Source organism: Klebsiella sp. HMSC09D12, from assembly GCF_001808475.1.
GTDB lineage: Bacteria > Pseudomonadota > Gammaproteobacteria > Enterobacterales > Enterobacteriaceae > Klebsiella > Klebsiella oxytoca.
In genome coordinates, this window is record NZ_KV793492.1 from 193,885 (window position 1) to 208,754 (window position 14,870).

The 14,870-nt window shown below is 53.8% G+C and carries 14 protein-coding genes and 1 pseudogene; 13 read left to right on the top strand and 2 right to left on the bottom strand.

Going from position 1 to position 14,870, the window contains the following annotated elements; all coding sequences use genetic code 11:
• Positions 1-333: 333 nt before the first annotated feature.
• Complete coding sequence (gene garD / locus HMPREF3178_RS19375; protein WP_004106006.1) at positions 334-1,905, top strand: galactarate dehydratase; 1,572 nt, start codon at positions 334-336, stop codon at positions 1,903-1,905.
• Positions 1,906-1,955: 50 nt separating this feature from the next.
• On the opposite strand, the gene HMPREF3178_RS19380 is transcribed toward garD, so the two are convergent.
• Positions 1,956-2,903: a sugar kinase gene (locus tag HMPREF3178_RS19380; protein WP_016809844.1), complete on the bottom strand. Its 948-nt coding sequence runs from the start codon at positions 2,901-2,903 to the stop codon at positions 1,956-1,958.
• A 10-nt stretch (positions 2,904-2,913) separates the two neighbouring features.
• Positions 2,914-3,708: a DeoR/GlpR family DNA-binding transcription regulator gene (locus HMPREF3178_RS19385; RefSeq protein WP_153675448.1), complete on the bottom strand. Its 795-nt coding sequence runs from the start codon at positions 3,706-3,708 to the stop codon at positions 2,914-2,916.
• Between the two features lie 352 nt (positions 3,709-4,060).
• On the opposite strand from HMPREF3178_RS19385, the gene HMPREF3178_RS19390 reads away from it, so the two are divergent.
• The 12 genes and pseudogenes from HMPREF3178_RS19390 to HMPREF3178_RS19445 all read left to right on the top strand — a co-directional run.
• Positions 4,061-4,915 (top strand): tagatose bisphosphate family class II aldolase, encoded by an 855-nt coding sequence (locus tag HMPREF3178_RS19390; protein WP_004106011.1) that lies wholly within the window; start codon positions 4,061-4,063, stop codon positions 4,913-4,915.
• A gap of 24 nt (positions 4,916-4,939) precedes the next feature.
• Positions 4,940-5,854: a 1-phosphofructokinase gene (gene pfkB / locus HMPREF3178_RS19395; RefSeq protein WP_004115752.1), complete on the top strand. Its 915-nt coding sequence runs from the start codon at positions 4,940-4,942 to the stop codon at positions 5,852-5,854.
• A gap of 10 nt (positions 5,855-5,864) precedes the next feature.
• Complete coding sequence (locus tag HMPREF3178_RS19400) at positions 5,865-7,277, top strand: PTS fructose transporter subunit IIC (protein WP_004115754.1); 1,413 nt, start codon at positions 5,865-5,867, stop codon at positions 7,275-7,277.
• Between the two features lie 10 nt (positions 7,278-7,287).
• On the top strand, positions 7,288-8,103 hold the full coding sequence (locus tag HMPREF3178_RS19405; protein ID WP_017145367.1) for an HPr family phosphocarrier protein: 816 nt from the start codon (positions 7,288-7,290) through the stop codon (positions 8,101-8,103).
• A 175-nt stretch (positions 8,104-8,278) separates the two neighbouring features.
• A complete protein-coding gene (gatZ, locus tag HMPREF3178_RS19410; protein ID WP_004106019.1) occupies positions 8,279-9,550 on the top strand; it encodes a tagatose-bisphosphate aldolase subunit GatZ in 1,272 nt (423 codons plus the stop codon).
• Between the two features lie 15 nt (positions 9,551-9,565).
• Positions 9,566-10,033, top strand: coding sequence for a PTS galactitol transporter subunit IIA (gene gatA, locus HMPREF3178_RS19415; RefSeq protein WP_004106021.1), 468 nt, complete (start codon positions 9,566-9,568; stop codon positions 10,031-10,033).
• 26 nt (positions 10,034-10,059) lie between these two features.
• Positions 10,060-10,344 carry a PTS galactitol transporter subunit IIB gene (gatB, locus tag HMPREF3178_RS19420; RefSeq protein WP_004106023.1) on the top strand — a complete coding sequence of 95 codons (285 nt, stop codon included), beginning with the start codon at positions 10,060-10,062 and terminating at the stop codon, positions 10,342-10,344.
• Between the two features lie 5 nt (positions 10,345-10,349).
• On the top strand, positions 10,350-11,723 hold the full coding sequence (locus HMPREF3178_RS19425) for a galactitol-specific PTS transporter subunit IIC (protein WP_017145366.1): 1,374 nt from the start codon (positions 10,350-10,352) through the stop codon (positions 11,721-11,723).
• 46 nt (positions 11,724-11,769) lie between these two features.
• Entirely contained in the window at positions 11,770-12,813 is a 1,044-nt protein-coding gene (gene gatD / locus HMPREF3178_RS19430) for a galactitol-1-phosphate 5-dehydrogenase (protein WP_004115763.1), read from the top strand.
• Positions 12,814-12,923: 110 nt separating this feature from the next.
• Positions 12,924-13,697: a DeoR/GlpR family DNA-binding transcription regulator gene (locus tag HMPREF3178_RS19435; RefSeq protein WP_004106029.1), complete on the top strand. Its 774-nt coding sequence runs from the start codon at positions 12,924-12,926 to the stop codon at positions 13,695-13,697.
• A gap of 330 nt (positions 13,698-14,027) precedes the next feature.
• Positions 14,028-14,597 (top strand): fimbrial protein, encoded by a 570-nt coding sequence (locus tag HMPREF3178_RS19440; protein ID WP_004106030.1) that lies wholly within the window; start codon positions 14,028-14,030, stop codon positions 14,595-14,597.
• Between the two features lie 60 nt (positions 14,598-14,657).
• Positions 14,658-14,849, top strand: a pseudogene (locus tag HMPREF3178_RS19445) (fimbria/pilus periplasmic chaperone); the annotation flags it as partial.
• Positions 14,850-14,870 lie beyond the last annotated feature (21 nt).

The following is a 14,870-nucleotide window of genomic DNA, read 5'->3' on the forward strand; positions in this document are numbered from 1 at the left end:
AATGTTGTGCAAATGCAATAATCAATGGGCGCTGATCCACAGTTCCAGCGATTTCCCCCATGTGCGGGTTCTCTTGCGTAGCAATGGGTGATTTAGATCACATTTTCAAATTCAAACACCTGACATTCTTTATTTCACAAATCTGCGCATCAGAAATTGAATATACCCTAAATATTTCGAGTTGCATGAAGGCGGCAACGCAGGGAATCCCCAGGAGCTTACTAAAGTAAGTGACTAGGGTGAGCGAGGAAAGCCAACGCAAATGCAGCTTGAAATATGACGGGTATAAACGTTTTATTTTATTATTCGCACCTTGCTGGAGAATACTGGACAATGGCTGACATTGAAATTAGACAAGAATCGCCAACGGCGTTTTATATAAAAGTGCACGAAACGGATAACGTGGCGATTATTGTTAACGATCGAGGTTTAAAAGCCGGAACGCGTTTCCCTGACGGGCTCACGCTGGTTGAGCATATCCCGCAAGGCCACAAGGTCGCGCTGGTCGATATTCCTGTACACGGTGAAATCATCCGCTATGGCGAGGTGATTGGCTACGCGGTACGCGATATTCCGCAGGGCAGCTGGATTGACGAATCGCTGGTGGAACTGCCGAAGGCGCCGCCTCTGCACACCTTACCTCTGGCGACCAAAGTTCCGGCGCCGCTGCCGCCGCTGGAAGGCTATACCTTCGAAGGCTATCGCAACGCCGACGGCAGCGTTGGCACCAAAAATCTGCTCGGTATTAGCACCAGCGTGCACTGCGTGGCGGGAGTCGTCGATTACGTAGTGAAAATTATCGAACGCGATCTGCTGCCGAAGTATCCCAACGTCGATGGCGTCGTGGGTCTGAACCATCTTTATGGCTGCGGCGTGGCGATTAACGCTCCGGCAGCGGTCGTTCCCATCCGCACCATTCATAACCTGGCCCTCAATCCAAACTTCGGCGGCGAAGTGATGGTGATTGGCCTTGGCTGCGAGAAACTGCAGCCGGAGCGCCTGCTGGAAGGCACCGACGATGTAAAAAGCATTCCCGTAGATAGCGCCAGCATCGTCAGCCTGCAGGATGAGAAGCACGTCGGTTTTAAATCAATGGTGGATGACATTCTGCAGGTCGCCGAGCGCCATCTGGAGAAGCTGAACCAGCGCCAGCGCGAAACCTGCCCGGCCTCCGAACTGGTGGTCGGTATGCAGTGCGGCGGCAGCGATGCGTTTTCTGGCGTGACCGCCAACCCGGCGGTGGGCTATGCCTCCGATCTGCTGGTGCGCTGCGGGGCGACCGTCATGTTTTCCGAAGTCACCGAAGTACGCGATGCGATTCATCTGCTGACGCCGCGCGCCATCAACGAAGAAGTCGGCAGACGCCTGCTGGAGGAGATGGCCTGGTACGATAACTATCTTGATATGGGTAAAACCGACCGCAGCGCCAACCCATCCCCGGGCAATAAAAAAGGCGGTCTGGCCAACGTTGTAGAAAAGGCGCTGGGTTCTATCGCTAAATCCGGAAAGAGCGCGATTGCCGAAGTGCTCTCTCCGGGGCAGCGCCCGACCAAACGCGGTTTGATTTACGCCGCGACGCCGGCGAGCGACTTCGTCTGCGGTACTCAGCAAGTGGCCTCCGGGATCACGGTGCAGGTCTTTACTACCGGTCGCGGTACGCCGTATGGCCTGGTCGCCGTACCGGTGATTAAAATGGCGACGCGTACCGAGCTGGCAAACCGCTGGTATGACCTAATGGATATCAATGCGGGAACCATCGCCACCGGCGAAGAAACCATCGAAGAGGTAGGGCTGAAGCTGTTTGAATTTATTCTTGATGTCGCCAGCGGCCGCAAGAAGACTTTCTCAGATCAGTGGGGCCTGCACAATCAGCTGGCGGTGTTTAACCCGGCGCCGGTGACCTGATCGACTCAGCAACTTATCCCGCTCGTGATGCTTCGGGCGGGATACCTCTGCTATTGATGCGCGTTGAGAAACCCCTCTATCTGCGCTTTCGTGGAAGTCCCTTCCATCGGCCCACGCCGGGCAATCGCCAGAGAGCCGCTGGCGTTGGCCCATCTCAGCGCCTCCTGCGGCGATGCGCCGGACAGGAAAAGGCTGACAAAGGTGGCGCCAAAGCAGTCGCCGGCCCCCGTCGGATCGACAACCGGGACATGAAAACCGGCAGCATGATGCGTTTCTCTGGCGCTGTAATAGCTCGCTCCGCGCGGGCCGCGTTTAATTACCACGTGCTTAACGCCGCGTTTTAAAAGCTTATCCACCAGCACCTGCTCATTGCGCCCAGGGTTGAGGCCAAAGTAATCCAGTTCGCCATCGCTGGGCAAAAAGATATCTGTGTAATCAAGGATATATTCAAAAGCCTGCGACATTTCAGGGATGTTGAGCATCTCTTTGCGGATATTCGGATCGAACGAAACCGTGCCGTTGCGCGCTTTAATATTTTCAATCGCTTTACGCATCGCGTCGATCATGCGAAACGAAAACAGCGAAGAGCCCATAATGTGAAAATGATTGCACTGGTTAAGCAGACGGTCGTCAATATGGTCAGCGGTTAGCAAACCACAGGCGCTATTCGGCATATTAAAAATAAAATCGCGCTGCGCCTGGCTACGGTAGCTCACGAAAGCGCTGCCGGTGGTCGCCTTTTGCAGTATGGCGATCCCATTAACGTTTACGCCGTCGCTTTCCAGCCGCGCGATATTCATTTCACCAAACGCATCGTTGCCGACACAGCTGAAAAGCACCGAGCCCAGCCCCAGCTTTGCCACCTGATCGGCGAAAATTGCCGGGGCGCCGCTGGGATATGGCCCCCAAAATTCACCCGGGCGAGAAAAACCCTGGTTCTCTTCTTTTGCCAGAAACTCCACCAGTAGTTCGCCGATGGTGCAAATGGTCACATTCATCATCGCTCCTTTACTTTGCCTTCTGCAAAGCAGGGTTGAGCCATGTCAGGCACTCGTTGTTGGTATAGCTGTTAGTCATGCCAGCGGCGAGAAGGCGGGCGTGATACTCCGCGGCGACCACCTGCGGCGTCACGATGCCGCTAATTTGCTGCAAGTCGCCAATCGCGTAGCGTTTATCGCCATACACCGGACGATGCGCAACGACCGCAATCACCCTCTCACTTTGCGCCACCGCTTCGCTCAGCAGGCGAGCGCTGGCTTCCTGTCTGACGCTCAAGGTGCCATCTTCCGCAATGTGGTCGACAGCGATCAGCGCTCGTGAGGGGCGATATTGACCCAGCGCGTTCAGCGCCAGATCGCCTTCGACTATTTTGCCGCTGCTCCCGAGTACGCCGCCGAGCAGCACGGTTTCCCCATTCAGAAACTCCTGCGCCAGCGGCACATGCGCCAGGTCGTTTAACAGCAGACAAAGCTCGTCATAGCCAGCAAGGAACGGGATCACTTTGCGTAAGATCGACCCCTGCCCCAGAAAGAGCGTTTCGCTATCTTCGATCTGCGCGGCGATCTGGCGAGCCATTTCGGTCTCCAGGGCTTTATCCGTTACTACCGGAGCCTCCTGAGCCAGGGCGATCGGGGTCCCGGCCTGGGAAGTGTAAATTGCGCCGCCAAACGAGCGCTTAAGGTAGCCCTGCTGTTCAAGGTAGTTCAGGTCATTACGGATCGTTACCCCAGATACAGCCAGCATTTCAGCCAGATCGTCGACTTTGATCTCTCCGTTTTTGCGCACGATCTCCGCGATGTCCAGGCGCCTTTTCAGCAGACTTGTAGACGGTTTTGCCACAGTGTTGTGCCTTCTTATTTTCTCCCAGAATAACTTTCATTTTTAAATTTCCCCGCTGGATTGTCAAACGCCAGGCCTTCTTTAAGCATTCAATAACGAATTAAAATTATTTAATTCAGTAGGTTATGTTTAATCATGCTTTTTAAGATACTTTTAAAAAAGAAAACAAACAAGAGCATATAACTTTCATTTTTAAAATAACATCACAGTAGTGTGCGATTGATCACAACAACAAAACGTAGCGATCGCTACATTACTTTCAAAACGAAGGCGTAAGTAACAAATAAATTTACAAAATGAAAGTTAAGGAGCAAGAATGTACATTATCTCGAGTAAAAACATGCTGTTGAAAGCTCAGCGGCTTGGATACGCTGTTCCGGCCTTTAATATCCACAACCTGGAAACGATGCAGGTGGTGGTAGAGACGGCGGCCGAGCTGCGTTCTCCGCTGATCCTTGCCGGCACCCCTGGAACTTATAGCTATGCAGGAACCGGTAACGTGGTGGCGATCGCTCGCGATCTGGCTAAGATCTGGGATCTCCCTTTAGCGGTCCACCTCGATCACCATGAAGATCTGGCCGATATCACACGTAAAGTACAGGCCGGTATCCGCTCGGTCATGATCGACGGTTCACACGCACCTTTTGAAGAAAACGTCGCGTTAGTCAAGAGCGTGGTTGAACTGAGCCACCGTTATGATGCCAGCGTCGAAGCCGAGCTTGGTCGCCTGGGCGGTGTGGAAGATGATCTCGTGGTCGATGCAAAAGATGCGCTGTATACCAACCCGGAACAGGCGCGTGAATTTGTCGCCCGCACCGGTATCGACTCGCTGGCGGTCGCTATCGGTACTGCCCACGGCATGTACGCTGCAGAACCCAAGCTCGATTTTGACCGCCTCGCCGCCATTCGCGATCGCGTTGAGGTTCCTCTGGTTCTTCATGGCGCATCGGGTCTGGCCGATAGCGATATCCGCCGGGCAATCTCGTTGGGCGTGTGCAAGGTCAACGTCGCCACCGAGCTGAAAATCGCCTTCTCCGATGCCCTGAAGCACTATTTCGAGGAAAATCCAGACGCTAACGATCCGCGTCATTATATGAAACCGGCAAAAGCGGCGATGAAGGATATCGTACGCAAAGTCATTCACGTTTGCGGCTGTGAAGGACAACTGTAATTTTCGGATCGAAGGAGCAATGTCGTGATCCATACCCTGACACTCAATACTGCAATCGATATGAATATCTTTTGCGATCCGCTGAAGCCGTCGGCAGTGAACCGAACCCGGCACACGGAATATTGCCCGAATGGCAAAGGAGTGAACGTTTCGCTGATATTAAATCACTATCAGCAGCCCACTCACATTATGGGCATTTTCGGTGGTTTCACTGGCCGTTATATTGTGGAAGAGTTACGTCAGAAAAACATTAAAGTGACGCCGGCATGGGTCTCTGAGCCAACCCGAATTAATATTTTTATTAATGACGGTGCTGAGGAATATAAGCTCGTTAATCCCGGAGCAAAAATTGATGATGAGTGCAAACAACAGGTTATTCATCATCTGCAATGCGTCACTTCCGGGGATTATTTAGCGATCAGCGGCAGCCTGCCGCCGGGAATTGAAAGCCGATTTTATGCTGAAATCATTGAATTATGCCAGCAGAAAGGCTGTGAAGTTATTCTCGATATCAGCCATCCGGTACTGCGCCAGCTGCTGGAACTGCGGCCATTGTTGATTAAACCCAACGATGACGAGCTGCGGGAAATCTTCGGTCTTGACGTCAGTAGCCGCCAGCAGGTGCGTGAGGCCATGCGCACGCTGCATCAACTGGGCGCTCGCAACGTGCTGCTGACGATGGGAGCCGAGGGTCTCTACTTTTCCAACGGCGAAGGCGTGTGGTTTTGCTCCGCACCGAAAATTGAACTGGTCAGCTCCGCCTGCGCTGGTGACGCCGCACTGGGTGCTTTTCTCAGTAAATGGCTTAACAAAGAAGATGTCACTCACGCTCTGGCATTAGCCAGCGCGACCGGCGCCGATGTCGCCGCTTCCGCCGGGTTAGGCAAATTACAACGCACAGAAGAATTATTACAACAAATTCAGGTCGTCCAATTATAAAGGTCCGATTATGAAAAAAATCATTGCAGTTACCGGCTGCCCTACGGGTATTGCACATACTTTTATGGCTGAAGAGGCCTTAAAAACCGCAGCAAAGAAATTAAATGTCGATATTAAAGTGGAAACCAACGGCGCTTCCGGCGTTGAAAACGCGATTACCCCCGCGGATTTAAAAGATATTTATGGCGTGATTATCGCCGCCGATAAAGACGTGAACGCCGAGCGGTTTAATGGCCTGCCGGTCATTGAGGTTCCGGTTAAAGAAGCCATTCACCATCCGGCCGATTTAATTAATAAAGTGATCGGCGGTCAGGCGGCGCGTCGCCAGGGAATTTCTGCTTCCGCCGAGTCAACGGAGAAATACGAGCAAGAGTCTTTCGGCCGTCAGGTTTATAAGCACCTGATGAGCGGCGTGTCCAACATGCTGCCGTTTGTCGTAGCGGGAGGGATTTTGATTGCCATCTCCTTCCTGTGGGGCATCTACTCCGCCGATCCAAACTCGCCGCAATATAACGCGATCGCCGCAACGCTAATGAAAGTGGGCCAACAAGCCTTCTCAATCATGGTGCCGATTTTCACCGCTTATATTGCCTGGTCTATTTCCGGGCGTCCCGGTATGGTCGCGGGCTTCGTCGGTGGCTTACTGGCCAATGCGACCGGCGCAGGCTTTCTCGGCGGAATTATCGCCGGTTTTGCCGCCGGTTATTTTATGCTGCTGATCCGCAATATGCTCAACGGCCTGCCGCGACAGTATGAAGGGCTCAAATCGATATTCATTATGCCGCTCATCGGCGTGCTGGTGATTGGCGTAATGATGGTCCTCCTCGGTCAACCCGTCGCCGCCATCAATAACGCGATGATGAACTGGCTAAGTTCATTACAGGAAGCAAACCCGATTCTGTTAGGTATTGTGGTCGGCGCGATGTGCTCCTTCGACTTCGGCGGCCCGGTGAATAAAGCCGCCTACGTCACCGGTACGCTGCTACTTGGCCAGGGCAACTACTTCTTTATGGCCGGGGTTTCCGCCGCCTGCATCACACCGCCGCTGGTTATCGCTCTGGCAACGACCTTCTTCCCGAAAGGGTTCAGCGAAGAAGAGCGCGCCGCCGGGATGGTCAACTATATTCTCGGCTGCACCCATATTACTGAAGGCGCTATTCCGTTCGCCGCGAAAGATCCTTTACGCGTTATCCCCATGATGATGATCGCCTCTTCCATCTCTGCGGTTCTTAGCTACAGCCTGCATATTCAGGTTCCCGCTCCGCACGGCGGCTTCCTGATCCTGCCGCTGGTGAGCAAACCACTGATGTGGGTGCTGTGCATTCTCGCCGGTTCCGCCTGCGGCGCGGTCATGCTGGGATGCTGGAGGCTGTGGCAAAAGCGGGCCCTGGAAGCAACATCGCTGGCCGGCGCTATTAAATAAGGAGCTATGTATGCAACTGACTTGCGCAGATATCCATTTCGATCGCGCGATCAAAACGAAAGATGAAGCGCTGCAACGCGTCATTGGCAAATTAACCGAAGCCGGGCATACCACGCCCGCTTATCTGAGCGGCATGCGCGACCGTGAAGAACAAATCAGCACTTACCTCGGCAACGGTATCGCGATCCCTCACGGCACGCCGCAGAGCCGCGATGCGGTACTGAAAACCGGTGTCAAAGTACTGGCCTGCCCGCAGGGTGTGGATTGGGGAGAAGAACAAACGGCTTATCTGATTGTGGGCATCGCCGCCCAGGATAACGAACACCTTGATATTCTCCGCCAGCTTACCCACGCCCTGAGCGATGAGCGCGTGCCGGCAGCGCTTTCGCGCGCTGAGAGCCCACAGGCGGTGCTGGAGATACTGGCCGGCAATATCTTCCCGGCCGGAGGAGAAGAGACGGAACCGCCCCCGATGTTCGACGAAGAGGCGACCTTTACCCTGCGCAATCCCCACGGACTGCACGCGAGACCAAGCGCGGTACTGGTGAAAGCGGTGAAGCAGTGGCAATCGCAAATCCGGGTGGAAAATCTCGACACGCGTTCCGCCATTGTTGACGCCAAAAATCTGATGCGGGTTGTCTCTCTCGGTGCAAAACAGGGCCATCGGCTGCACTTTATGGCCAGCGGAGAGGATGCTCATCAGGCGCTGGAGGCTATTGGCGCGGCCTTTAATGCCGGATTAGGCGAAATCGCCGCTCAGCCGCAGCGTGCCGTTCCGCCCGTAGAAAAACCTAAACGGAGCTGGCTGTCTCGATTATTTAGTTAAATTTCAAACAATTAAAAACGCTCTGCCGTCATCGCCAGAGCGTTTTTTTATCTCTACTTTCGCAACATTACGTTTTACCTTTCTTTTTTTCGAGATTGATCACAAATCAAAACAAAGGAGTTTGCGAGCAAAACAAAACATAACGAATATATTCGAAAGAAAACGGAGGTTTGAAATGAAAGATATTATCTCCCGCCACAAAGCTGGCGAACACATCGGCATCTGCTCAGTTTGTTCCGCACACCCGTTGGTCATCGAAGCCGCGCTACGTTTCGATCTGCATACCAACAATAAGGTCCTCATCGAGGCCACCTCTAACCAGGTTAACCAGTTTGGCGGCTACACCGGAATGCAGCCTGCGGACTTCCGTGATTTCGTAAATAAAATCGCCCGCGAAGTCGGTTTCCCGTCAGAACGCATCATCCTCGGCGGCGACCATCTCGGCCCGAACTGCTGGCAGGGCGAACCCGCCGCTGAAGCGATGGAAAAATCAGTCGATCTGATTAAAGCCTACGTCGCCGCTGGATTCAGCAAAATCCATCTCGATGCTTCAATGTCCTGTGCAGACGATCCGGTGCCGCTGAACCCGGCCGTCGTCGCCGAACGCGCCGCTCGCCTGTGCCAGGCTGCGGAAGAGACCGCAACCGACGAGCAGAAACGCCATCTGACCTACGTCATCGGCACCGAAGTTCCGGTTCCCGGCGGCGAAGCCAGCACCATCGGCAGCGTCCACGTGACCCGCGCCCAGGATGCGGCGGCAACGCTGGAAACCCATGAAGCCGCCTTTCGTAATCTGGGGCTGAACGCCGCGCTGGATCGCGTCATCGCTATCGTGGTGCAGCCCGGCGTTGAGTTCGACCATACGCAAATTATTCATTACCAACCGGAGGCAGCCAAAGCACTCTCCGCGTGGATCGAAAGCACGCCCATGGTCTACGAAGCGCACTCGACTGACTACCAGTCCCGTCAGGCCTACCGGGCGCTGGTACGCGACCATTACGCCATCCTGAAAGTGGGTCCGGCGCTGACCTTCGCGCTGCGTGAAGCCATCTTTGCTCTCGCGCAAATGGAGAATGAACTGGTCGCTCCGGAGTCCCGCAGCCGCGTAATGGAAGTGATTGATGAAGTGATGCTTAACGAACCGGGCTACTGGCAGAAGTACTATCGTCCGACCTGGAGCCAGGCAATGGTGGATATTCACTTCAGCCTGTCCGATCGCATTCGCTACTACTGGCCGCATCCGCGTATTCGCCAGAGCGTGGAAAAGTTAATGGCAAACCTGACCGAAACTAAGCTGCCTTTGGGCCTTATCAGCCAGTATATGCCCGTGCAGTTTGAACGACTGTCGTTAAACGAACTCGCCGCCGTGCCGCACGACCTCATCCTCGACAAAATTCAGGATGTGCTGCGTGCCTACCGTTACGGCTGTTCATCTGAAATCGCCTGAAGTTAAAGAGGATTTATGAGTCAATTGTTTGTTCGTACCGGCATTCATTTTCGTTCCAGCCAGCAGGCGCTGGAACACATTGGCGAAGAGATGCTGGCGCGCGGCGTCGTGCACGATAGCTATCCGCTGGCGCTGCTCGAACGAGAAGCGACTTTCCCAACCGGTATTGCGCTGGAGCAGCATGCGGTCGCGATTCCCCACTGCGAGGCGGTACATGCGAAGTCTCCGGCTATCTACCTGATTCGCCCGGACAATCCGGTCCCTTTTCAGCGTGCTGACGACGACGGCGAAATCGACGTTTCGTTAATCATCGCGCTGATTGTAGAAAATCCGACTGCACAGCTACAGCTGCTGCGCCGGTTATTTAGTGAGCTACAGAACCCGACCACGCTTGAAGCATTGCTCGCTGCCCCGCAGGAGCAGCTGCCTGAGCTGTTTCGGCGCTCTATCCTTGAGTCAGAGCCGAGCGCTCAGGCTTTATAAAACACTGATAATAAAAGGGGTACCCTATGAAACGCAAAGTAATCGTCGCCTGTGGCGGCGCTGTCGCCACCTCGACCATGGCCGCAGAAGAGATCAAAGATCTGTGCGCGGACCACAGCATCGAGCTGGACCTGGTGCAGTGCCGGGTGAATGAAATCGAAACCTATATGGACGGCGCACACCTCATTTGCACCACCGCCCGGGTTGACAGAACCTTTGGCGACATTCCGGTGGTTCACGGTATGCCTTTCATCTCCGGCGTAGGCATTGAAGAGCTGCAGCAAAAAATCCTGAACATCCTGACGGAGTAACGCCCATGTTTAGCGAAATCATGCGTTATATCCTCGATCTTGGTCCGACGGTGATGCTGCCTATCGTGATCATTATCTTCTCCAAAATACTGGGGATGAAACTCGGGGATTGTTTTAAATCTGGCCTGCATATCGGCATTGGCTTTGTCGGTATCGGCCTGGTTATCGGCCTGATGCTCGACTCTATCGGCCCGGCGGCAAAAGCGATGGCTGAGCATTTCCAGATTAACCTGCACGTGATTGATATTGGCTGGCCGGGGTCGTCACCGATGACCTGGGCGTCGCAAATCGCGCTGGTGGCGATTCCTATCGCCATCGCAGTCAACATTTTCATGCTGGTCACCCGGATGACTCGCGTCGTGAACGTCGATATCTGGAACATCTGGCATATGACCTTTACCGGCGCCATGCTGCATATCGCGACCGGTTCTTACTGGATTGGTATTCTTGGCGTAGTGGTGCATGCAGCTTTCGTTTACAAGCTCGGCGACTGGTTTGCGAAGGATACCCGCGACTTTTTCGGCCTTGATGGCATCGCCATACCGCACGGTAGCTCGGCTTATTTAGGGCCGATAGCGGTGCTGGTCGATACGATTATCGAAAAAATCCCCGGCCTGAACCGCATTCACTTCAGCGCTGACGACATTCAGAAACGCTTCGGTCCGTTTGGCGAACCGGTCACCGTCGGTTTTGTGATGGGTCTGGTCATCGGCGCGCTGGCGGGCTACGACCTGAAGGGAATTCTCCAGCTGGCGGTCAAAACCGCGGCCGTCATGCTGCTGATGCCGCGCGTTATCAAACCTATCATGGATGGCCTGAACCCGATTGCCAAACAGGCGCGTAAACGTCTGCAGGCGAAGTTTGGCGGCCAGGATTTCCTGATTGGTCTCGATCCGGCGCTACTGCTTGGGCATACCTCGGTCGTATCGGCCAGCCTGATCTTTATTCCGCTCACTATTCTGATCGCGGTTGTGGTGCCGGGCAACCAGGTCCTGCCGTTCGGCGATCTCGCGACCATTGGATTCTTCGTCGCCATGGCGGTGGCGGTACACCAGGGCAACCTGTTCCGCACGCTGATTTCCGGGATCATCCTGATGGGGATCACGCTATGGATTGCGACGCAGACCATCGGCCTGCATACCCAGTTGGCGGCTAACGCCGGGGCTCTGAAGACAGGCGGCCTTGTGGCCTCTATGGACCAGGGCGGTTCACCGGTTACCTGGCTGCTCATTCAGCTCTTCACCTGGCAAAACGTGGTGGGTTTTGTGGTTATCGGCGTCATCTATGTCGCCGGCGTGCTGTTGACGTGGCGTCGGGCGCGCAGCTTCGCCGCCGCAGAGAAAGCCACCGCCGCGCAGCAAAGCCCGAGCGTTTCTTAATCTCAAGGGGGAGCATTCGCTCCTCCGGACATTTCTGGAGAATATTATGCAATCAGTGGTTATCCATGCTGAGGGGACAGTGCGCGTTGAAGAACGCCCGATACCGGCTCTACAAACGGAAAACGATGTCCTGGTCAAAGTCGTCAGCTCTGGATTGTGCGGTTCTGATATTCCGCGCATCTTCGCCAAAGGCGCTCACTACTATCCCATCACCCTGGGTCACGAGTTCAGCGGTTATGTTGAATCTTACGGCTCAGCAGTGACCGACCTGCAACCGGGCGACGCGGTAGCCTGCGTGCCTCTGCTCCCCTGCTTTAGTTGTCCCCAATGTCAGCGCGAATATTACTCTCTCTGCAAGCAGTATCAGTTTGTCGGTTCGCGCAGCGAAGGCGGAAATGCGCAGTACGTGGTGGTTAAACGCGCCAACCTGTTCCGTCTGCCGGATCAGATGCCGATTGATGACGGCGCGTTTATTGAACCGATTACCGTCGGTCTGCACGCCTTTCATCTGGCGCAAGGCTGCGAAGGGAAAAACGTGATTATTATTGGCGCAGGCACGATTGGCCTGCTGGCGCTGCAGTGCGCCCGCGAACTGGGCGCCAAAAGTATTACGGCTATTGATATCAACCCGCAGAAGCTGGAGCTGGCAAAAACGCTCGGCGCAACGCACGTCTTTAACAGTAAGGAGATGAGCGGCAAACAGATTCAAACGGCGCTGGAAGAGATTCAGTTCGACCAGTTGGTGCTGGAAACCGCCGGCACGCCGCAAACCGTGGCGCTGGGCATTGAGGTCGCCGGACCGCGTGCGCAGCTGGCGCTGGTGGGCACGTTGCACCATGATTTGACGCTGCCTTCCGCCACCTTTGGCCAGATTCTCCGTAAAGAGCTGACTATCGTTGGTAGCTGGATGAATTACTCCGGTCCGTGGCCGGGAGAAGAGTGGCAAACGGCGGCTCGGCTGCTGACGGAAAAACGCATTCAGCTTGCCCCGCTTATCGCCCACATCGGCGATGCCGAAAGCTTTGCCCGCGAAGTCCAGGCGCTCAACGGCGCACCGATGCAGGGGAAAATCCTGCTTAAACTCTCCTGACCGCCTGAGCCAGCAATCTGCGCTGGCTCACATAACCTTTCGAAAATTATCGTTCAACTTTCATTATCCTTCGATTACACTAAGATCAGTTAATTATCAGGCAAATTAATATGAACTCATTCGAGCGAAGGAACAAAATTGTCGAAATGGTCAATACGCAGGGTAGCGTATTGGTGCTGGACCTTTCGAATCTCTTTGGCATCTCCGAAGTGACTATCCGGGCCGATCTCCGCTTGCTGGAGGAAAAGGGATTACTCACCCGCTTTCACGGCGGCGCCGCGAGGCCCGGCAGCAATTTAACCGAAGGAGATAGCCAGGAAGTGGTGCTGGAAGAGCGTTATCAACTGGCCAGCGACCCGAAAAAGCGAATAGCCCAGGCCGCGGCGGCAATGATTAGCGAAGGCATGACGGTGATCCTGGATAGCGGCAGCACCACCCTGCTGATTGCCGAGGCGCTGGTACGTATGACCAATATTACGGTGATTACCAATAGCTTACCCGCAGCGTTTACGCTTTCAGAAAATAAAGATATCACCCTGGTGGTGTGCGGTGGCACCGTGCGCCACAAAACGCACTCGATGCACGGCACCATCGCTGAACGCTCGCTTCAGGGCATCAGCGCCGATCTCATGTTCGTCGGCGCGGACGGTATCGACACCACCAACGGCATCACGACCTTCAACGAAGGCTACTCCATCAGCGGCGTCATGGCAGCCGCTGCGCATAAGGTCGTTGCCGTGCTGGATGCCAGCAAATTTAATCGTCGCGGCTTCAACCAGGTTCTGCCGATGGAGAAAATAAACTGCGTGATTACCGATGACGGGATTAGCGGGGAATATCTCGCAGAGTTAAAAAACACACCCATTGAGTTACAAATCGTCTAGACAACCCGGCAGATATTAAACATCTGCCTTTTGTCACTTGATTAATATTATAAAAAACAAAACCTATAAAAATAGCTTGCCAACCAGTATGTTCATGAATTCATTTTTAATAAAATCAGTTCATAAACCCATTCCTGAAAACTTTTATTTAAACGTAAATTAAGCACATTTAACTTTACAGCGAATTAACATAAATACAATCCTAAAACCCGCCTCAGCCAATATGAATTCATAAAAAGTTCAATATAATCTTCGTCGTGATGATTTATGAAAAAAGCTTAATCACCATAAAAGATGTTTTCCAAAAAAAATACATGGATGAGGTAAAAAATGAATGTAATTGCAAAGTCCGTTGCAGTTGGATTACTGGCAATGGCTGCAGGCAGCGCCTGGGCAAGCGATGGTACTATTGAATTCACGGGTGAAATCACCACCTCTACCTGTGAATTCGCTAACGGCGATACGGTAAATGTTGAACTGGGCCATTACTCTAATACCCAGTTTAAAACCGTAGGCGACAAATCACCGACTACCCCGTTCACCATTCCGCTGACCAATTGCCCAACTGAAGCCTGGAAACATGTTGATGGCAGCGAAAGCAAGTCGTTCCAGCTCTGGCTGGAAACGCGTAATGGCGGTACTACGGGCGCAAATAACGATCTGGTTGCAGTAACGGGTTCGGCCACGCCTGCGACCGGCGTCGGTATTCGCATCGACCGCGCTTCCGACGGAGCCCAGCTGGCGCTCAATAAACTGAACGACACCCCGGTCACTTTTGATATCACGGGTGAACAAACGGACGTCAATCTGCAGGCTTACTACGTCTCTACCGTTGAATCTTCGGCCATCACCGCCGGGGAAGCGAACGCTTCCGTCGACGTTACCATCGATTATCGTTAATTCTCACGTTGTGCTTTTACCCACCATATGGTGGGTAAAACTTTTTATTGGAGCCGCAGGATGAAAGGGAAAACCCTGGTAGCATTGGCCTTGTTGCTTGGAGGATGGGTCAGCCAAAGCCTGGCCGGCGGGATCGTTCTGCAAACCACGCGGGTGATTTACGACGCCAGTAAAAAAGAGGCCGCCCTGCCCGTTGCCAATCACAGCAGCAAAATGCCCTATTTATTGCAATCATGGATTGGCTTTGTTGAATAAATCAGATTTCGGGTAAGT

Bases quoted from the DNA above. Each gene is read 5' to 3' on its own strand.
- garD (WP_004106006.1), top strand. From the start codon at position 334: ATGGCTGACATTGAAATTAGACAAGAATCGCCAACGGCGTTTTATATA.
- HMPREF3178_RS19380 (WP_016809844.1), bottom strand. From the start codon at position 2,903: ATGAATGTGACCATTTGCACCATCGGCGAACTACTGGTGGAGTTTCTG.
- HMPREF3178_RS19390 (WP_004106011.1), top strand. From the start codon at position 4,061: ATGTACATTATCTCGAGTAAAAACATGCTGTTGAAAGCTCAGCGGCTT.
- HMPREF3178_RS19400 (WP_004115754.1), top strand. From the start codon at position 5,865: ATGAAAAAAATCATTGCAGTTACCGGCTGCCCTACGGGTATTGCACAT.
- HMPREF3178_RS19405 (WP_017145367.1), top strand. From the start codon at position 7,288: ATGCAACTGACTTGCGCAGATATCCATTTCGATCGCGCGATCAAAACG.
- gatZ (WP_004106019.1), top strand. From the start codon at position 8,279: ATGAAAGATATTATCTCCCGCCACAAAGCTGGCGAACACATCGGCATC.
- gatA (WP_004106021.1), top strand. From the start codon at position 9,566: ATGAGTCAATTGTTTGTTCGTACCGGCATTCATTTTCGTTCCAGCCAG.
- gatB (WP_004106023.1), top strand. From the start codon at position 10,060: ATGAAACGCAAAGTAATCGTCGCCTGTGGCGGCGCTGTCGCCACCTCG.
- HMPREF3178_RS19425 (WP_017145366.1), top strand. From the start codon at position 10,350: ATGTTTAGCGAAATCATGCGTTATATCCTCGATCTTGGTCCGACGGTG.
- gatD (WP_004115763.1), top strand. From the start codon at position 11,770: ATGCAATCAGTGGTTATCCATGCTGAGGGGACAGTGCGCGTTGAAGAA.
- HMPREF3178_RS19435 (WP_004106029.1), top strand. From the start codon at position 12,924: ATGAACTCATTCGAGCGAAGGAACAAAATTGTCGAAATGGTCAATACG.
- HMPREF3178_RS19440 (WP_004106030.1), top strand. From the start codon at position 14,028: ATGAATGTAATTGCAAAGTCCGTTGCAGTTGGATTACTGGCAATGGCT.